Genomic DNA, 17712 nt, shown 5'->3' on the forward strand with positions numbered 1-17712 from the left:
CGTACGGTTGAAATGTGCCTGTGCGGCGGGATTTCAGGCGTGCGGGGTGGGGCCGCCGAACATGATCTCATCCCAAGAGGGGATCGACGCCCGCTTCGATTTACGTGGTTTGCGCTTCTTGCGGGGCCGTTCACTTTTCTCGACGGGGGCGTCCTGCTGGGGAGTTTCATCGGCAGTGTGAGCTGATGTTTTGGAGCGAGAAGCCGAGGCCTTCTTCGTCGTTGTGCGTGGCTTCGACGCCGTAGCTCCCTGCGCGGGAGTCTGCGATTGGCCTGTCTGGTGCGTAGAGGCGTCGTCATGGGGCAGGCTGGCCTTGCTTTCCTCTCCAGCTTGATCTGGTTCGGACGTCTCGACGGCATGCGGATCCTCGGCAGGCTGGGGGTCCTGTGGCTTGGCTGGCTCAGCATCCTGGTCCACCTCAGGATGAGATGCGGCGTCAACGACGGGGGTTTCGAGGCCTTCGTAGATGTTGACCGAGTCATCCTGAAAACCGGCCAGCATGTCGTAGAGCATGTCCATGTCGGCTGGGGATGAGGCGTCGAAGTCGTAGACCCCGTCGTGCTTCGTCATCCCGGCGATAGCCTCAGGGCCAGGAGTCTGACTTTGACGGTTGCTGACAGCTCGCACGATCGCCAACTCGTCGTTGAGATCGAGGGTTGGCTCCTGGTCAGGATCTGAAGCCCCCTCAGGTAAGGGCTCAGCAGGCGCCGGAGAGCGATCGTTGACGAGCCATCGCGCGCCCGCATCTTCGGGGGAGGTGTGGCGTCCTTTGAGATCGAACCGGAAGGTCGCGCAGTGGGGAGCGCCCTCCTCGGAGGCAGGCCATTGCGCCTCAAGGGCCCAAGTACGGTCCTCATGGCGCCAGGATCGCCAGGAGATGTTCTTGTCAGGGATCGAGTTGGCTTTGACAACTCGGGAGATCACGGTACCTAACGTGCGGTGAGATCCGGGCGCACCAGCGCGGCGTACTGGACACGTCATGGCGACCTCGATGATGTGGTCCAACTCAGCAAGGACTGGCACCGCGAATGGTTCTACCTGATCGACGCCGACGCCCGCCTCAGCGGCCACTTCCTCGACAGTGGCGCCGGAACGGATCCGCGACTGAATCTCGCGGGGGCTCAGAGCGCTGTCCATCGTCCACCTTCCCTCCCAACCGGGGCGGCCGGGGTTTGGCTGTGTGAGTCACCAAATTTACTGCCTTCGAGCGCGATGCTACCGCCCAGATGCCGTTGCGCGCTGTCTAAGGACTTGACAGGTGTGATACACAAGGGGGCGAATGTTGTGCGGTCGCAGCTCGCAGCAGGCGGGTTGGCGACGTTTCGAGTCCTTACTGGAAGGTGACCATGGCTACCGATTATGACGCTCCGCGTAAGACTGATGAGGAGGTCAGTGAGGACTCCATCGAGGAGATCAAGAACCAGCGCAACGATAAGAACTCTGGAAAAATTGATGAGGACGAGGTCGAGGCCGCCGAGGCTTTCGAGCTGCCCGGCGCTGATCTTTCCCATGAGGAGCTGACGGTGCGTGTTCTTCCCCGTCAGTCCGGCGAGTTCACCTGCGCCTCATGCTTCCTCGTCAAGGGACAGTCCCAGCTAGCCGAGGAGCGCGACGGCCAGTTCTACTGTGTCGACTGCGTTTGATCTCCTAGGAGTACGAACGGATCCCCGCCCGGTGTGGCGGGGATCCGTTGCTATTGTGATGGGAGACGCTCAGTCGTCATCGGTGGCATTGAGGTTCTTGCCTGTGATGGGGTTCACCGCGCTGAACTTCATCCAACGTTTGTTGACAAAGCGGTGCATGAGCAGCTGAGACCCGGCAATGCCTATGCCGCTAGCGAGCGCCCACGAAAGCGCCTTCGCCGTCGAGACCTCGGGATCGTCGGGCTGAGGGGTCTCCTCGTCGCCAGTGACGTACTTCCACGCACCTTCGACGATTTTCTGGCTGACGATGGTGGTGACCGCGCCTAGGGCGCCGGCGTAAACCTTCCACAGGATCTTTTCTGGGGTCATATTGTCATCATATGGCGTGATCGCCCGTCGACTAGGCTGTGATGGTGAATTTCCCTTCCGGATCAGTGATCTACTCCGAGAGACTCTGGGCACCGTTGTCGTGGTGGCTCATTGGGGCTGCGGTGGCGATATCACTCATCGTGGCGATTGGAGCATGGACGAGCCTGGGCACCGGGATCATCGTTGCCGTCATTGTCGTCGTGGCGGTCGTCGCGGCCTTCATCAAGGCTGGAAGCACGCGGATCGTGGTCACCGAGGATGGATTTGGCGTTGGGCGTTCCTGGATTGAGTGGCGTTGGGTTGATCGGGTGCGGGGGATGGATGCCAACACGATGAACTCGGTCATGCGGTCCAGCCACCAGGTGGGATCGTTTTTGGTGACTCGGCCGTGGATTCGATTTGGGCTCGTTTTGAGGCTTGCTGACTCTGCTGATCCTCATCAGGCATGGATCGTGAGTACACGCCACCCTGACGAACTGGCGGCTATCGTCTCCGAGTACATCGTGCTACCGGGACCCCCGTCCAGGTCCGAGAATCGTTGTGAGAACTCTATGGAGGACAATCATGGCTGATGTCGTTGTGCCCACCGTGGCAGACCCCGACGCGATACCCCGATACGCCATGCCCGGCGATGCCGGTGCCGACCTCACCTGCCGCCACGATGTCGATTTGGCTCCAGGGGAACGTGCGATGGTTGAGACGGGAGTGCGTATCGCCCTGCCTGACGGCTACGTCGGGTTGGTTAACCCACGGTCGGGGCTGGCTGCGCGTCACGGGCTATCGATTGTCAACGCGCCTGGAACGATCGATTCCGGGTATCGCGGGCAGATCAATGTGCTGCTCGTCAATACCGACCTGCGGGAGTCGGTACATCTTGATGCTGGTTCCAGGATCGCCCAACTCGTCGTCCTCCCGGTGGTGCGGGCTATCTTTGAGCCGGTCGAGGATCTCGACAGCACTGAGCGCGGGCAGGGAGGCTACGGTTCCACCGGCGTTTCTGGTATGCCTCCGGTTGACAGATAGACTGCATTCGTTGACACCACAGTGTCGGTCGAGGAAGGACACCATGTTCGGTCGCAAGAAGCGCAACGACGACGTCGAAACGGACGAGGTTATCGACGAGGATCTCCAGACCACTGAGGAGGCTCCTGACGATCTCGACGTCGAGGAGATCCCCGAAGAGGATGATGAGACCAGCTCGGAAAAGGACGCCTCCGCCTACCGGATCAACCTCGACCGCGAAGATGGGCCTTTCGATATTGACGAGGTTGATCTCGATGCTGACGATGTCGAGCGAATTGACTTCGGTTCCCTCATCGTGACCCCATTTGAGAACATGCAGATGCAGATTCAGCTGGATCAGACCACGGGCGCCGTGCAGAGCCTCCTCGTCGTCCAGGGCAATTCGGCAATTGAGGTTGCTCTCTTTGCTGCCCCTGCTTCCACTCTCATGATCGATGAGGTCCACGAGGAGATGGTGAATGGCACTGCAGCCCAGGGAGGTGAAGCCAATGTTGGCCCCGGTCCGATGGGTGCTGAGCTGCGGCGTATCGTCCCGATGAAGGGTCCTGACGGCGAGGACGGCTACCACGTCTCCCGCACCTGGCTGGCACAGGGGCCGCGCTGGTTGCTGCGCGGTGTCCTTATGGGCGAGTCGGCATTGGGCGAGAAGCTCGACGCCACCGGACAATTGCTGCTCGAGTTCTTCTGTAACCTTGTGGTGCATCGTGATGACAGCCCGCGCGTTCCTGGTGACGTTATCCCGCTGAGTGTGCCTGAGGGTTTGCGCCCGGAGGAGTCCTGATCATGGTTCGAGGCGCCGATGCACATGCTCCCCGCGAGTCGGCGCTTCGTCGAGTGCTGCACCGTGTGACGGCGTCTGACGAGGACTTAGCTGACGATGATCTGCAGCGTTCCAGCCTTGACGCAGGTGCCTCGACGATTTCCGAGGCTAAGTTGCGTACTCGGGCATCCCTCCAAGGCCGCATCGAGGTGCTGACCCTGAACCCGCGTGGGACCAATCGGTGGTTGGAAGCTGAGCTCAGGGATGGCACCGGTGCGGTGACTCTTATCTGGATGGGGCGCAGACGCATTCCAGGGCTGCGGGCGGGTCGACGCATAAGCGTTGAGGGGATGATCACCGAAGCCGACGGACGCCGGGTTATCTACAATCCCAGGTACACAGTTCTTCCTGACTGAGGGATAGCCCCGGTAGGCTTCGCTGTCCGTACATCATCCGTACATCATCTTGTTGTGTGCCAGTGGGCAGCCTATTTTTCGCGCACTTGGTCATCTAGTGATCCTCACGAGGCGGGAGGATTCAAAGTGGTTAGCGTGGAGCCAGCAGGTCGACCAAGTCGGGCTCGTAATCGGGCGAGACCATAAAGAGTAACTCGTCACCAGCCTCCAAAGCGGCTTCACGCTCGGGTGCCCGGCCCTGTCCATCGCGGATGATGGCGACGAGAACTGCGTCGCCTGGCATCGAGATGTCTCGAATACGATCCCCAACTCGGGGTGAATTGTCGGGCAGGGTGAGCTCGACAAGGTTCGCGCGTCCCTTCTGGAAGGTAAACAGGCGCACCAATTCACCGACGGTAACGGCCTCCTCAACCAGGGCAGCCATCAGCCGTGGGGTTGAGACGGCAACGTCGACGCCCCAGACCTGATCGAACATCCACTCGTTACCGGGGTGGTTGACGCGGGCAACTGTCCGTGGCACCCCAAACTCAGTCTTCGCGAGCAAAGAATGCACCAGGTTGACCTTGTCATCGCCCGTGGCTGAAATAGCGATGTCACAGTTGTCGAGGCGAGCTTCTTCCAAGGTAACCAGCTCACAAGCGTCCGCGCACAGCCATTCAGCCTCCGGTACGGTGTCTGGCTTCATGGCTTTTGGGTTCTTGTCGATAAGAAGGATCTGGTGTCCATGAGCGGTGAGCTCACGGGCAATAGATCGGCCGACGTTGCCGGCGCCAACGATGACGATTCTCACGATTCTCCTTGCCCCGGGTGAACGGCGTTGTCCGTGACGATCAACGTTTGACCGGTGGCTTGGCCAGCAGGCCCTCGATTTCGGTGATGCGCTCCACCTCGACCGCTGCATACACGACGTCGCCATCCTGCAGCAAGGTGGCTCCGTTGGGGACCATGCCCTGACCGAACCTCAAGAGAAATGGCAGCGGGGTATGGATGCGATCTTGAATAGCAGAGATCTTCATTCCGACCCAGTCGGTATGGGTGTTGACACGGATCAAACGGACCTGGCCGGATGGGTCGCGCCACGCTGGCTCGGATCCCTCCGGCATGAGACTGCGTAGCACTTGATCGGCAGCCCACCGCACGGTAGCTACCGTTGGGATTCCTAGACGCTCATAGACTTCAGCTCGGCCCTGATCGTAGATGCGGGCAACGACGTTATCGATGCCGAATTCCTCGCGAACCACTCTGGCAGACAGGACGTTAGAATTGTCGCCACTGGAAACAGCAGCGAATCCGTCAGCTTCTCGAATTCCAGCCTTTTCGAGCACAGAACGGTCAAATCCGACTCCCTTGACCGTCCGCCCCTTAAAGTCAGGTCCCAGGCGACGAAATGAGTTGTCGTCAATGTCGATGACTGACACGTCGTGCCCGCGCTTCTCCAATAGGATGGCCAAGCTTGATCCAACTCGGCCACATCCCATAATGACGATATGCACGTGACCCCTCTCCTAGGTGGCGGTGGCACCCATCCGTGTCGTGGCTGCTTGGTGCCATTGTGCCGCGTTCTGGTCTGGCTGTCTCCTCCGACGGGGTTAGCTGATCTGACGATGATGAGGTTATTGGACGGGATAGCGCCGGCGACGTGCCGATGATGCTCCACGCAAGTAGAGTGGCCCGCCGTGAAGGTTTTCCAAGCCGTCAAAAGGGTGCTCATCGGGCGCAAGCTCGAGAGCAGTGCGCTGGGTGAGACCCTTCTTCCCAAGCGGATCGCGTTGCCGGTCTTCGCCTCCGATGCGCTCTCGAGCGTGGCATACGCCCCAGACGAGATCCTTATTACCTTGTCATTGGCGGGTGCTGGCGGATTCGCGTTTTCGTCGAAGATTGGTATTGCCGTCGCCCTGGTCATGCTTATCGTGGTAATGAGCTACCGCCAGACGGTGCATGCTTATCCTTCCGGCGGTGGTGATTATGAAGTTGCGACAGCCAACCTGAGCCCACGGTTTGGGCTCGTGGTGGCTAGCGCGCTTCTCGTCGACTATGTCCTGACGGTGGCCGTTTCGGTGTCGTCGGGTGTCCAAAACGCCGAAGCGATGATCCCGGGACTTGCTGGTCACGAAGGAGTTGCGGCGGCCGCCGTTATCGCCATTCTCACAGCCATGAATTTGCGAGGTGTGAGGGAATCAGGGACGTTCTTCGCTGTTCCTACCTATGCCTTCATGATTTCGGTGATCTGCATGGTGGCTTGGGGCCTCACGAGGATTTTCGTTCTGGGAGACAATCTTCGCGCTTCAACCGCCGATTTCACGGTCGTCGGTGCACCGAAGTACACCGACCTGGTCGGTGTTGCCTTCATCATCCTGATGGCGCGCACTTTCTCGTCAGGCTGTGCCGCACTGACAGGGGTCGAGGCGATCTCCAATGGAGTGCCATCCTTCCGTGATCCGAAGTCGAAGAATGCTGCCACGACTTTAACGATGCTTGGCGGGATCGCCGTATCGATGCTGATGGGCATTTTAGTCTTGGCCAATGTCACCGGTGTGAAAATGTTCGATACGACGGGAGAATCACATCTGGTCGATACGCACGGACGCGTCGTTAAAGACCAGGTGACGGTTGTGGGCCAGCTGGCACGCACTGTCTTCTACGACTCATTCAAGCCGGGTTTCTATATCATGATCGTCTGTACGATGATCATCTTGTTCCTGGCTGCCAACACCGCTTTTAACGGTTTCCCTGTGCTGGGTTCGATCCTCGCCCGTGACGGATTTTTGCCGCGCCGTCTCCATGCCCGCGGTGACCGTCTGGCCTACTCCAACGGAATTTTGACCCTTGCTACCGGCGCCATTATTTTGGTGCTGGTTTTTAACGCCTCCGTGACGGCGCTCATCCAGCTGTACGTAGTTGGCGTCTTCATCTCCTTCACAGTGAGCCAGACCGGCATGATGCGCCACTGGACACGCCTGTTGCGTACTGATACTTCGGCCGGGGCCAAGGAACGTCGTCGCTGGCGGCACTCAAGGATCATTAACGGCATCGGCCTAGTTGGAACCGGTGTCGTTCTGATCATCATCTTGGCGTCGAAGTTCATCCATGGTGCCTACTTGGCGCTTATTGCGATGGCCGTGGTGTACGTGCTTATGACATCGATCAAGAAGCATTACGACTCGGTGGCCCAAGAGTTAGAGCTTAACAGTCCGTCTGACCGCGCCTTGCCCTCGCGCGTACATGCGGTGATCATGATTGCTGACCTCAACAAACCGACGATGAGGGCTATACAGTTCGCGAAGGCTACCGTGCCAACGTTTTTGGAGGCTGTTATCGTCGACGTCGATCCCGACGTGACGGAGCGCTTGCTGCAGCGTTGGGACGAGGAGGACATCGATATCCCCCTCAGGATTATTGCTTCTCCATATCGCGAGATCACCAACCCGTTAATCGATCATATTCGCCGTATCCGCAGCGAGAATCCGCGAGATATGGTCGAGGTATTTATTCCCGAGTATGTCGTCGGCCACTGGTGGGAACATCTGCTGCACAACCAGACGGCGCTTGTCGTGCGTACTCGGCTGCACTTTATGCCAGGAGTGCTGATCTCTTCAGTTCCTTACCAGTTGCGTAGCTCGGCGATTCTCGAAAAACGTTGGAAGCGCAACGACCCCCGGTCTTGGCGGGATCCTGGCGCCACCGTCGCTCCTCGGCGCTGAGATGCCACCGAGACCCCTAGACTTGGACAAATGCATGAGTCTGTTGATGCGTCCCAGGCCGATGAATTCGACCTTGTCATGGGCAATATTGCCCACGGTGGTTACTGCGTGGCGCGTCTGGACGGCAGGGTCGTCTTCGTCCGTGGCGCGTTGCCGGGGGAGAAAGTCCGGGTCCGGCTGACCGACATGTCGAAGGCGTCGCACTGGTTTGGACAGGCTGTCGACGTCATCTCGGCCGATTCACATCGCGTTGTTCCGTCATGTCCGGTGGCGGGGGAGTGTGGTGGTTGCGACTTCCAGCACGTCGATGTTGAGTTTCAGCGCGAGCTCAAGCGGCGTGTTGTCGCTGAGCAGCTCAGTCGTCTCGCTGGGATTAAGTGGGCAGGGGCTGTGGAGGCTGTTGCCGGTTCCTCCGATGGTTTGGGCTGGCGTACGCGCATGCAGTACCGCAGCCTCAATGGGCGTCCAGCGTTGCGTGGTCATCGCAGTCATGAGTTGGTGCAAGTTCCCGAGGAGGGCTGCCCGATCGCGCACCCGGCGGGCCGTTCTGCTGCTGAGGCCGCCTGCTATACGGCTGAGCAGGTGATCGTCATGGTGACTAATTGTCTTACGGAGGATCCGGAGGTGAGCGTCATTGCAGATGGGCGGCTCGTTGCTGGTGGCGAGACGATGACGGCTCATGTTGGCCAGCGCCGGTGGAAGGTCGGTGCCGGTGGGTTTTGGCAGGTGCATCCGGGGGCCGCTGAGGCGCTGGCGGATGCGGTTGTCGGTGGCCTGGAGCCCCATCAAGGTGACGAAGCTCTCGATTTGTATTGCGGTGTTGGACTGTTTGCAGGGCTCTTGGCCGATCGTGGAGTTCGAGTCCGCGGTGTCGAGGTGTCGCGTCAGGCGGTTGCGTTGGCACGGCGCAATGTACCGGGTGGGCGTTTCATTGCTGGCCGCGTGGAGCGAGTGCTGCCCCGGATGTCGGCTAAGGCCAACATCGTGGTGCTGGATCCGCCACGCAAGGGTGCGGGGAAAGCTGTTGTCCAAGCCGTGGCTCGGACGTCGCCTCGAGTGATCGCTCATGTCGCCTGTGACCCTGCCGCCTTGGCCCGCGATCTGCACTTGTTCGACATCAATGGGTACGTGCCTCGATCAATCCGCGCATTTGATGTATTCCCGATGACTCACCACGTTGAGGCCGTGGCGATTCTGGAACCGAAGGTCTGAGATGGCAGGTCCAGTTCCGAAGTGTCCGCTACGTCCCGGGGAACCGTGCAGCCTGTGTCAGCTGTACGTGACGGGCCCCCAGGATTGTGGGTTGGTATACCTCGTTATGGGTGACGATGCCCTGCGCGACGAGCTCGCGAAGGCGAGGAAGGTGGCGCGGGAAAAGGCAAGCATGCCGCCCGGGAACAGCCCGCTTGATTCGACTGACGATGACGAGTTAGGCACGGATCCCCGGCTGGAAGGACTTGAATGAGTATGCGCCCCCAACTAAGCCTTCCCTTAGTTGGGGGCGCATGCCCAACAAGGTATCTTGACGTCAAGATACCTTGTTCCGCCGCGGGGGCGGGACTCGACGCGAGATGATGAGAACCGCATCGATCAGTCAGGAGCCCACATGAGTGTCAACAGCTTCGACGCGAGGCGAACCCTCGATGTCGACGGCCAGTCCTACCAGTTTTACGACATCACCAAGGTTGACGGTTCCGACAACCTTCCGTACAGCCTCAAGGTTCTGCTCGAGAACCTGCTGCGCACCGAGGATGGTGCCAATATCACGGCCGAGCAGATCACTGAGCTGGCGCATTGGGACGCCGACACCCAGCCATCCAAGGAGATCCAGTTCACTCCGGCCCGCGTCATCATGCAGGACTTCACTGGTGTGCCCTGTATCGTCGATTTGGCCACCATGCGCGAGGCAGTCGCCGACCTCGGCGGTGACCCACGCAAGGTCAACCCGCTGTCTCCTGCTGAGATGGTTATTGACCACTCCGTCATCGTCGAGCGCTTCGGCACTCCGCAGGCGTTCGAGCAGAACAAGGACATTGAGTACCAGCGCAATCGTGAGCGCTATCAGTTCTTGCGTTGGGGCCAGAGCGCGTTCGAGAACTTCCGCGTCGTCCCGCCGGGCACCGGCATCGTTCACCAGGTCAACATCGAGCACCTCGCCCGGGTGACCTTTGTCCGTGACGAGAACGGCACCAAGGTCGCCTACCCAGATACCTGTGTAGGCACCGACTCGCACACCACTATGGTCAACGGGCTAGGTGTTGTTGGTTGGGGTGTTGGCGGCATTGAGGCAGAGGCTGCCATGCTAGGTCAGCCGGTCTCGATGTTGGTTCCGCGCGTCGTTGGCTTCAAGCTCTCTGGTGAGCTGCCCGATGGCGTCACTGCCACCGATCTTGTCCTGACGATCACCCAGATGTTGCGTGAGCATAAGGTCGTTGGCAAATTCGTCGAGTTTTATGGTCCCGGCGTCGCTGCCGTGCCGCTTGCCAACCGCGCCACGTTGGGCAATATGAGCCCCGAATACGGCTCGACTATCGCCGTCTTTCCGATCGACGACGTCACCCTGGACTACCTGCGCCTCACCGGACGTGACGAGCCTCAAGTCAAGCTCGTCGAGGCGTATGCCAAGGCCCAAGGTATGTGGCACGACCCGGGCCGCGAGCCCCGCTACTCCGAATACCTGGAGCTCGACCTGTCGACGGTCAGGCCCTCCATCGCCGGGCCGAAGCGTCCTCAGGATCGCATCCTCGTCTGCGAGGCTAAGGAGGTCTTCGAGGAGACTGTTGGCGACTACACCACCAATCCGGGTGCGGCTGTTCCCGTTACCCTCGCTGACGGTCGTTCTTTCGAGCTACGCAACGGTGCCGTGACGGTCGCCGCCATCACCTCGTGCACCAACACCTCGAACCCGAGCGTCATGATTGCCGCCGGGCTGGTCGCCAAGAAGGCCCATGAACTGGGTCTGTCTCCCAAGCCGTGGGTGAAAACCTCGCTGGCCCCCGGCTCTCAGGTCGTCACCGACTACTTTGAGCGTGCCGGCCTTTCTGAACACCTCGCGGCTATGGGATTCGACCTCGTCGGCTACGGATGCACCACCTGTATCGGCAACACCGGACCGCTCATCCCCGAGGTTTCGGCAGCCATCAATGAGAACGGCCTGGCCGTTACAGCTGTTCTCTCTGGCAACCGCAACTTTGAAGGGCGCATCAGCCCCGACGTCACGATGAACTACCTAGCTAGCCCGCCGCTGGTCGTCATCTACTCGATTGCCGGCACTATGGACATCGACCTCAACAACGACGTACTCGCCACCACCCCGGATGGTCGTGAAGTTCGTTTGGCTGATCTGTGGCCCTCCACCGAGGAGATTGAGAAGATCGTCGGGTCGTCTATCTCCGCCGAGATGTATTCCGAGCGTTACGCCGACGTCTTCGATGGCGGTCCGCGCTGGAAAGAACTCGATACCCCCGAGGGCGAGACCTTCGCTTGGGATCCGGCTTCTACCTATGTACGCAAGCTCCCGATCTTTGACGGCATGAAGGCTGAACCGGAGCCCGTCGGTGACATTACCGGCGCCCGCGTCTTGCTTAAGCTGGGTGACTCGGTTACCACTGACCACATTTCCCCAGCTGGCAACATCAAGTCTGACTCCCCGGCGGGCCAGTGGCTGGCTGCTAATGGTGTCGAGCGCCGCGACTTCAACTCCTACGGTTCCCGCCGTGGAAACCACGAGGTCATGATGCGTGGCACCTTTGCCAATATCCGGCTGCGCAATCAGCTCGCCCCGGGTACTGAAGGTGGCTTCACCCGTGATTTCACGAAGGCTGACGGGCCTGTTACCACGGTCTACGACGCCTCGGTGAATTACCGTGAGCAGGGCATCCCGCTGGTCGTCCTGGGCGGCAAGGAGTATGGCTCTGGTTCCTCGCGTGACTGGGCAGCTAAGGGTACCGAGCTGCTCGGCGTCAAGGCTGTCATCGCTGAGAGTTACGAGCGCATTCATCGCTCTAACCTCATCGGCATGGGCGTCTTGCCGCTGCAGTTCTCAGACGGCCAGTCGGCCGGTTCCCTCGGTCTGACCGGCGAGGAGACGTTCGAGATTACTGGTGTGGACAAGATCAACGAAACGATCCCGGAGTCAGTCCACGTGAAAGCCATCAATGGTGACAGGATCGTCGAGTTTGACGCGGTCGTGCGCATCGACACCCCAGGGGAACGGTCGTACTATCTCAACGGTGGCATCCTGCAGTACGTGCTAAGAAAGATGGCACGAAGCTGACGTATGTGCTGATTGGGGGCGGGGGTAATGTGCTTCCCGCCCCCATGGTATTCCGGCCATCTGCGGCTCGCTCCTAGTCAAGTTTCCCACCCAGGTAGTTAATACTCCACGTGCGAATACGACGGCTTTGTGTGATACGCCGCAGTCAAACCTAATTTGATGAGATAAATGAGCCTGAGGCGAAACGGACTGCAAGGCGGGCGCGGTGTCACGGCGGCAGGTCATAGGATTGGACCTATGGCTCTTCTCGACGACATCGGCTGCCCTGACGACGTGAGGAAGCTCACCACCCACCAGGCCGAGGACCTCGCCGAGGAAATCCGTACCTTCCTCATCGATAAGGTGTCGCGCACTGGCGGTCACCTCGGGCCGAACCTCGGTGTCGTCGAGCTGACGATTGCCCTACACAGGGTGTTTGACTCACCCCACGACCCCATCATCTTTGACACTGGGCACCAGAGCTACGTTCACAAGATCCTCACAGGGCGCGCAGGCGGTTTTGACAAGCTGCGCCAGCACGGGGGACTTTCCGGGTATCCCAGTCGCGCGGAGTCTGCCCATGACTGGGTGGAAAACTCCCACGCCTCGACCTCGTTGTCTTGGGCCGAGGGCATGGCCAAAGGATTTCTCTCTCAGGGCGAGGACCGCACCGTCGTCGCTGTCATTGGTGATGGAGCATTGACTGGCGGAATGGCGTGGGAAGCACTGGATTCCATCGCCGACCAGCAGGATCTCCGCTTGGTCATGGTCGTCAACGATAATGGCCGTTCCTACACCCCTACAGTGGGCGGTCTGGCGAACCAACTTGCCATTATCCGCACTGATCCTCATTACGAGGAGGCTCTCGACCGGATGAAGCGCCATGTCACCGACAAGCCGCTTGGCAAGCAAGTTTTCGGCCTCATGCATGCCGCTAAGGCTGGTGTCAAAGACGCGCTCATCGGCAATGGGATTTTCTCCGATCTGGGTATCAAGTACCTCGGCCCGGTCGATGGTCACGATGTCTCTTCGGTTGAACGCGCCCTCGAGCTTGCTAAGCGCTATGGGCATCCTGTCATCGTCCACGTCATGACGACCAAGGGCAAGGGATTCGCTGCTGCCGAGGCCAATGAGGAGGATCATTTCCACGCCGTCGGAAGGATCGACCCAGTCACTGGTGCATCTCTTAAGGCTGCCGGTGGTGCCTCGTGGACTCAGGCTTTTGCCGGAGCCATGGTTGAGTTGGGGGAGAGGCGTCCCGATGTTGTTGGGGTGACCGCCGCCATGCTCCACCCCGTCGGCCTAGCACCGTTCGCAGCCCGTCATCCGGATCGGGTTCTCGATGTCGGTATTGCCGAGCAGCATGCGGTGACATCTGCGGCTGGTATGGCCGCCGCAGGGTTACACCCCGTTGTGGCCCTCTACTCGACCTTCCTCAATCGCGCTTTTGACCAGCTCCTCATGGATGCCGGTTTGCACCATGCGGGTGTGACGATTGTGCTGGATCGGGCCGGTATTACAGGTACAGACGGCGCATCTCACAACGGCATGTGGGACATGGCTATGTGCGGCATTGTTCCCGGCCTAATGCTGTCGGCCCCCCGTGACCGTCAGCACCTCATGTCCGTGCTCAACGAGGCCGTCGATATTGACGACCGCCCTACCGTCATCCGGTACTCCAAAGACCCGATGCCGGACGACATCTGCGTCGTAGCTTCTCATGATGGTCTGGACGTGTTGCGTGATGGCCCTGAAGATGGGATTCTTCTCGTTGCTCACGGACAGCTGTGTGCACAGGCTCTCGCCGCGGTAGACCAACTCGACGCCCCGGTTCGCGTCGTCAGTCCCAGGTGGTCCCTCCCCGTGTGTGAGGGGCTTATTGAGGAGGCTGCAAACGCTCGCGCAGTCGTCAGCGTTGAGGATGGGCTCGTCGTTTCCGGGCTCGGATCTCACCTGGCTGATGCGTTGTCAGAACGGGGTGTGTGGCGACCGATACGTAATCTCGGCATTCCGCAACGCTATCTCGACCACGACTCGCGCTCGGCGATCATGGCTGAACTTGGTTTAGACGCTCGGGGCATTGCCGATGCCGTCAGCCAGCTAGTTACCCAATTTGGCAGTGCCTCCTCGTGAGGGCAATGCCGGGATTTACAGTGTGGCCATGACCTCGCTTAGCAGACTTGCGAGAATTTCGCGCTGCCACGGGCGGGCACCGATATCCGCCAGGAAAACGTCAATCCCTTCGGCTGAACAGTCGTCGGGAGGTTGCCATGCGAACTGCCTCAGCCACGCTGGGGTGCAGAGGTTTTCTGGTGGGACGTCGCGGTCGGCGGCCACTTCGTTGACAGCTGGCCTTACGGCTGCCCACCGTGCGGCTGCCTCCGGGTGATGGCGCTCCCAGGACCGGGGGTGGGGGATGCCTGAGGATGGCTCCCGCAATGGCGGATACTTCTTTGGTGTCACGCCTCGTGCGTGGTTGATGGCCTCGGCCCAGGTATGGCGGTACCCTTTCGCCTGCCCTCGATGGAATCCCTTGATGGCAAGAATCGTCTCGACCTCAACGTTGACGGTGCGGTCACAGCGACGAGCCGCAGCGACCAAGACTTCATCACGGAGCAGACGCCCGGGCGCAATATCGAGGTCACAAGCGAGGTTCTCTCGTGCTAACCACAGATCATGGGCTAATTGCAGCCCAGCCCGGCTGCGAATATCACCGATATGGCTAATCTTGCGCCAGCGCTTCGGGTCGACTCTCGGTTCCTCGCTGGGCAAGTCCGCTGCTACCTTGACAAGATGGGCGAATTCCTGACGAGCCCACTGCTCTTTTCCGGCTTCAAGAAGATCGTTGCGGATCTTTTCCCTGAGATCAATGAGCAGCTCGACGTCAAGAGCTGCATACGCCAGCCAATTGTGGGGGAGCGGTCGACGGGACCAATCAGAGGCGGAGTGTTCCTTGAGTAGGGTCACACCGCAGTAATGCTCGACCATTGGGCCCAGACCGACCCTCGGCAGGTTGAGAAGACGGCCCGCCAGTTCCGTGTCGAAGAGGTCATCAGGGCGCAGACCGTCCATGGCAAGGCAGGGCATGTCTTGGGTGGCAGCGTGGAGAATCCACTGGGTTTCAGCCAACGCCTCGGCGAGTGGCTTGAGACCAGCGGCTCCACCAAGGGCAAGGGGATCGACGAGATGGGTGCCCGATCCGTCTCGGCGTAACTGAATGAGGCAGGTCCGCGGACTATAGCGAAACCCGTGGGCCCGCTCAGTGTCGATCGCAACTGGACCACGCCCGTCAGCAAGAGCCTGACAGGTGCGCCTGAGACTCTCGGGAGAGCTGACGACCGGTGGCACTCCCTCGCGAGGTTCGGCGAGGATAGGGAGGTCGCTCACGCGAGTTTGGCCCGTCGAGGAGAGATGGCGGCAATGTCGTCAGGAATAGGAGAAACCCCACAGGAGAGCAGACAGAGGTCACTCCACGATTCCAAATGAGAATCGACGTCTCCGACAGCTGAGAACGTCGGAGTCCATGAGGCACGCAGCTCGATGTGGTCGGACTCGAGATCTGCCGCAAGTTCTCCGAAGGGCCGGCTCACAACTGAAGTGACAGTGCCGGCTTCGGCATGGTGGACGGCGTGGTGAGATTCCAAAGAATCCGTCAGCCAAGACCACGCGACACGGCCTATGAGTGGGTCAGAAGCCATTGAAGCATCAACATCAGCTCGGATCATGGCGACGAAACGGCTGGTGCCCTGCCAGGCCTCAGAACCGGAAGGATCGTGTAGCAGGATGAGGCGTCCGCTGCCGAGCTCGTCTCCCCTGATCGTGACCGAGCCTTCGATTGCTACCGAGAACGGCGAGATGCGGGTAGGAGCAGGGATCTCATGGACTTCGAGTCTGTCAGACCACGAATAGTCGAGAATCCGGGAACGCAACTCGTCGAAAACCACGGGATACATCTGCCGAATCACGCCTTCAGGCTATGGGGGCTGGCACCTGTGGGGCTCTTTCGACGCGCCGCGCGCTGTCGATCTATGCGGTCGAGGTTGAGGGTTTCAGTCCGCAGCCGCGGTTTCGTCACTTCGCCTCGTCAGTCGGTTCTAGGTCCAAACAGATGGAGTTAATGCAATACCTCAGATCAGTGGGGGTGTCGAACCCCTCGCCTGAAAAGACGTGGCCGAGATGGGAATCACACTGAGCACACCTCACTTCGGTTCGTGGGCGGCCAGGAAGGGACTCGTCGTTGAGATACCGCACCCGGTCCTCGGCCAGCGGCGCATAGAAGGATGGCCATCCACAGCTGGAATGAAACTTCTGGGTAGAGCGGAACAATTCGGCTCCGCATGCGCGGCAGCGATACACCCCCTCGGTGGTGGTATCGGTGTATTCGCCGACGAAGGGAGCCTCGGTCCCCGCTTCGCGCAACACGTGGTATTCCTCGTTGCTCAGGCGTTCGCGCCACTGATCAGGGGTTAATACCAGGCGTGGTTGTAGCTCCGGTGACGTGGTGTGCTCGTCGTTCATGATCTCCTCCAGCCCGGCGCATCTCGCCGGTTCCATATGTAGTGGAACGGTAAGGCAGGTGTCGTCATTCCCATGCCGACTCATCTTGACTGCGGCAGGATGGGAACACAATGACGAGGAAGGACGGACCCCATGGCCAAAGACTCTCTTCGGCTATCTGATGTGCTGCGTTGCCCGCAAGCCCCTGTCAACATCAACACGATCGACACCGGCGCCACCCCGGAGACCCCGGGAGGCAAAGGCAAGACTGTGAAGCAGTTCGAACCAATGGCTGAAGAGCTAGCTGAATTGCAGGAGATGCTCTTCGCTCGCGGTCGCAGCAACCCGGAAGCCCGCCGGGTGCTCGTCATCCTTCAAGGCCTCGATACCGCTGGTAAGGGTGGAGTTGTGCGCCATGTCTTCGGTCTGGTTGATCCGCAGGGAATCCACCACCACAGCTTCAAGGTCCCCACCGATGAGGAACTCAAGCATGACTTCCTGTGGCGGGTCCGCAAGGCCTTGCCTGGGCCCGGAATGCTCGGGGTCTTCGACCGTTCCCATTACGAGGACGTCTTGGTAGCCAGAGTAGACAAGCTCGTCAACGAGAAGGTGTGGAGGCAAAGATACGACCTTATTAACGAGTTCGAGTTGGAACTCGCTGCTAACGGCTACGACATCATCAAGTGCTTCCTGCACGTTTCCGCAGAGATCCAAAAGGAGCGGCTGAAGGCTCGCCTAGATAACCCTGCCAAGTACTGGAAGTACAACCCGTCAGACCTTGATACCCGTTCCAAATGGCCCGATTACATGGACGCTTACAACGACCTGCTGAGCAAGTGCAATCCTGACATCGCGCCGTGGTACATCATCCCCTCGGATCACAAGTGGTATCGCAACTGGGCGGTCGCTCGCATCCTGCTCGAGACAATGCGCTCGATGAAGCTCACCTGGCCGCCTGCCGATTTTGACGTTGATCAGGAGAAACAACGCCTCAGCCAGGCGTGAGATAGATGTGAGCCGATTCGGCAATCGTCCCAGCCGAAATTGG

18 protein-coding genes are annotated in these 17712 nt (G+C 59.8%); 11 read left to right on the plus strand and 7 right to left on the minus strand.

What is annotated here, in order from left to right; all coding sequences use genetic code 11:
* Positions 1–33: 33 nt before the first annotated feature.
* A complete protein-coding gene (gene sepH, locus A5483_RS05110; RefSeq protein ID WP_002548522.1) occupies positions 34–1137 on the minus strand; it encodes a septation protein SepH in 1104 nt (367 codons plus the stop codon).
* 209 nt (positions 1138–1346) lie between these two features.
* Between sepH and A5483_RS05115 the strand changes: the two genes are divergently transcribed.
* On the plus strand, positions 1347–1643 hold the full coding sequence (locus tag A5483_RS05115; protein WP_002548395.1) for a DUF4193 domain-containing protein: 297 nt from the start codon (positions 1347–1349) through the stop codon (positions 1641–1643).
* A gap of 69 nt (positions 1644–1712) precedes the next feature.
* On the opposite strand, the gene A5483_RS05120 is transcribed toward A5483_RS05115, so the two are convergent.
* Positions 1713–2012 (minus strand): DUF4235 domain-containing protein, encoded by a 300-nt coding sequence (locus tag A5483_RS05120; RefSeq protein WP_002548468.1) that lies wholly within the window; start codon positions 2010–2012, stop codon positions 1713–1715.
* A 41-nt stretch (positions 2013–2053) separates the two neighbouring features.
* On the opposite strand from A5483_RS05120, the gene A5483_RS05125 reads away from it, so the two are divergent.
* From A5483_RS05125 to A5483_RS05140, 4 genes are read left to right on the plus strand one after another with little or no spacing between them, the layout of a single operon-like run.
* Complete coding sequence (locus A5483_RS05125) at positions 2054–2584, plus strand: DUF3093 domain-containing protein (protein WP_002548830.1); 531 nt, start codon at positions 2054–2056, stop codon at positions 2582–2584.
* Positions 2577–3035, plus strand: a complete 459-nt coding sequence (gene dut, locus A5483_RS05130) for a dUTP diphosphatase (RefSeq protein WP_002548901.1) — start codon at positions 2577–2579, stop codon at positions 3033–3035. The genes A5483_RS05125 and dut overlap by 8 nt, the downstream gene beginning before the upstream one ends.
* A 43-nt stretch (positions 3036–3078) precedes the next feature.
* On the plus strand, positions 3079–3816 hold the full coding sequence (locus tag A5483_RS05135) for a DUF3710 domain-containing protein (protein ID WP_002548671.1): 738 nt from the start codon (positions 3079–3081) through the stop codon (positions 3814–3816).
* Positions 3817–3818: 2 nt separating this feature from the next.
* Positions 3819–4211: an OB-fold nucleic acid binding domain-containing protein gene (locus A5483_RS05140; protein WP_002548754.1), complete on the plus strand. Its 393-nt coding sequence runs from the start codon at positions 3819–3821 to the stop codon at positions 4209–4211.
* A 130-nt stretch (positions 4212–4341) separates the two neighbouring features.
* Here A5483_RS05140 and A5483_RS05145 read toward each other — a convergent pair whose 3' ends face one another.
* The gene (locus tag A5483_RS05145) at positions 4342–5001 is read right to left on the minus strand and encodes a potassium channel family protein (protein WP_002548785.1); all 660 of its coding nucleotides are present in this window, start codon (positions 4999–5001) and stop codon (positions 4342–4344) included.
* 40 nt (positions 5002–5041) lie between these two features.
* Positions 5042–5689 carry a potassium channel family protein gene (locus tag A5483_RS05150; RefSeq protein ID WP_081474420.1) on the minus strand — a complete coding sequence of 216 codons (648 nt, stop codon included), beginning with the start codon at positions 5687–5689 and terminating at the stop codon, positions 5042–5044.
* Between the two features lie 198 nt (positions 5690–5887).
* Between A5483_RS05150 and A5483_RS05155 the strand changes: the two genes are divergently transcribed.
* The 5 genes from A5483_RS05155 (at position 5888) to dxs (ending at position 14300) form a co-directional block, all read left to right on the plus strand.
* A complete protein-coding gene (locus A5483_RS05155) occupies positions 5888–7912 on the plus strand; it encodes an APC family permease (RefSeq protein WP_063811167.1) in 2025 nt (674 codons plus the stop codon).
* A gap of 30 nt (positions 7913–7942) precedes the next feature.
* Positions 7943–9124 carry a class I SAM-dependent RNA methyltransferase gene (locus A5483_RS05160; protein WP_002548863.1) on the plus strand — a complete coding sequence of 394 codons (1182 nt, stop codon included), beginning with the start codon at positions 7943–7945 and terminating at the stop codon, positions 9122–9124.
* Position 9125: 1 nt separating this feature from the next.
* The gene (locus A5483_RS12610; protein ID WP_081474399.1) at positions 9126–9377 is read left to right on the plus strand and encodes a DUF6767 domain-containing protein; all 252 of its coding nucleotides are present in this window, start codon (positions 9126–9128) and stop codon (positions 9375–9377) included.
* A gap of 141 nt (positions 9378–9518) precedes the next feature.
* Positions 9519–12188, plus strand: a complete 2670-nt coding sequence (gene acnA / locus A5483_RS05170) for an aconitate hydratase AcnA (RefSeq protein WP_002548853.1) — start codon at positions 9519–9521, stop codon at positions 12186–12188.
* 237 nt (positions 12189–12425) lie between these two features.
* Positions 12426–14300 (plus strand): 1-deoxy-D-xylulose-5-phosphate synthase, encoded by a 1875-nt coding sequence (gene dxs / locus A5483_RS05175; protein ID WP_002548752.1) that lies wholly within the window; start codon positions 12426–12428, stop codon positions 14298–14300.
* A gap of 15 nt (positions 14301–14315) precedes the next feature.
* Here the strand turns inward: dxs and A5483_RS05180 are convergent, their stop codons facing one another.
* The 3 genes from A5483_RS05180 to msrB all read right to left on the minus strand — a co-directional run bounded on the left by A5483_RS05180 (position 14316) and on the right by msrB (position 16685).
* Positions 14316–15554 (minus strand): ribonuclease D, encoded by a 1239-nt coding sequence (locus A5483_RS05180; protein WP_063811168.1) that lies wholly within the window; start codon positions 15552–15554, stop codon positions 14316–14318.
* Positions 15551–16120 carry a DUF3000 domain-containing protein gene (locus A5483_RS05185; RefSeq protein WP_002548595.1) on the minus strand — a complete coding sequence of 190 codons (570 nt, stop codon included), beginning with the start codon at positions 16118–16120 and terminating at the stop codon, positions 15551–15553. The genes A5483_RS05180 and A5483_RS05185 overlap by 4 nt, the downstream gene beginning before the upstream one ends.
* A gap of 118 nt (positions 16121–16238) precedes the next feature.
* Positions 16239–16685 (minus strand): peptide-methionine (R)-S-oxide reductase MsrB, encoded by a 447-nt coding sequence (gene msrB, locus A5483_RS05190; RefSeq protein ID WP_002548648.1) that lies wholly within the window; start codon positions 16683–16685, stop codon positions 16239–16241.
* 132 nt (positions 16686–16817) lie between these two features.
* On the opposite strand from msrB, the gene A5483_RS05195 reads away from it, so the two are divergent.
* Positions 16818–17669 carry a PPK2 family polyphosphate kinase gene (locus tag A5483_RS05195; protein ID WP_063811169.1) on the plus strand — a complete coding sequence of 284 codons (852 nt, stop codon included), beginning with the start codon at positions 16818–16820 and terminating at the stop codon, positions 17667–17669.
* Positions 17670–17712: the final 43 nt, after the last annotated feature.

This window comes from Cutibacterium namnetense, assembly GCF_001642025.1.
In the GTDB taxonomy this organism is placed as follows: Bacteria; Actinomycetota; Actinomycetes; order Propionibacteriales; family Propionibacteriaceae; genus Cutibacterium; species Cutibacterium namnetense.

Bases quoted from the DNA above. Each gene is read 5' to 3' on its own strand.
- A5483_RS05195 (WP_063811169.1), top strand. From the start codon at position 16,818: ATGGCCAAAGACTCTCTTCGGCTATCTGATGTGCTGCGTTGCCCGCAA.
- acnA (WP_002548853.1), top strand. From the start codon at position 9,519: ATGAGTGTCAACAGCTTCGACGCGAGGCGAACCCTCGATGTCGACGGC.
- A5483_RS05150 (WP_081474420.1), bottom strand. From the start codon at position 5,689: ATGGGATGTGGCCGAGTTGGATCAAGCTTGGCCATCCTATTGGAGAAG.
- dxs (WP_002548752.1), top strand. From the start codon at position 12,426: ATGGCTCTTCTCGACGACATCGGCTGCCCTGACGACGTGAGGAAGCTC.
- A5483_RS05185 (WP_002548595.1), bottom strand. From the start codon at position 16,120: ATGTATCCCGTGGTTTTCGACGAGTTGCGTTCCCGGATTCTCGACTAT.
- A5483_RS05140 (WP_002548754.1), top strand. From the start codon at position 3,819: ATGGTTCGAGGCGCCGATGCACATGCTCCCCGCGAGTCGGCGCTTCGT.
- A5483_RS05120 (WP_002548468.1), bottom strand. From the start codon at position 2,012: ATGACCCCAGAAAAGATCCTGTGGAAGGTTTACGCCGGCGCCCTAGGC.
- A5483_RS12610 (WP_081474399.1), top strand. From the start codon at position 9,126: ATGGCAGGTCCAGTTCCGAAGTGTCCGCTACGTCCCGGGGAACCGTGC.
- sepH (WP_002548522.1), bottom strand. From the start codon at position 1,137: ATGGACAGCGCTCTGAGCCCCCGCGAGATTCAGTCGCGGATCCGTTCC.
- msrB (WP_002548648.1), bottom strand. From the start codon at position 16,685: ATGAACGACGAGCACACCACGTCACCGGAGCTACAACCACGCCTGGTA.
- A5483_RS05125 (WP_002548830.1), top strand. From the start codon at position 2,054: ATGGTGAATTTCCCTTCCGGATCAGTGATCTACTCCGAGAGACTCTGG.
- A5483_RS05135 (WP_002548671.1), top strand. From the start codon at position 3,079: ATGTTCGGTCGCAAGAAGCGCAACGACGACGTCGAAACGGACGAGGTT.
- A5483_RS05115 (WP_002548395.1), top strand. From the start codon at position 1,347: ATGGCTACCGATTATGACGCTCCGCGTAAGACTGATGAGGAGGTCAGT.
- A5483_RS05160 (WP_002548863.1), top strand. From the start codon at position 7,943: ATGCATGAGTCTGTTGATGCGTCCCAGGCCGATGAATTCGACCTTGTC.
- dut (WP_002548901.1), top strand. From the start codon at position 2,577: ATGGCTGATGTCGTTGTGCCCACCGTGGCAGACCCCGACGCGATACCC.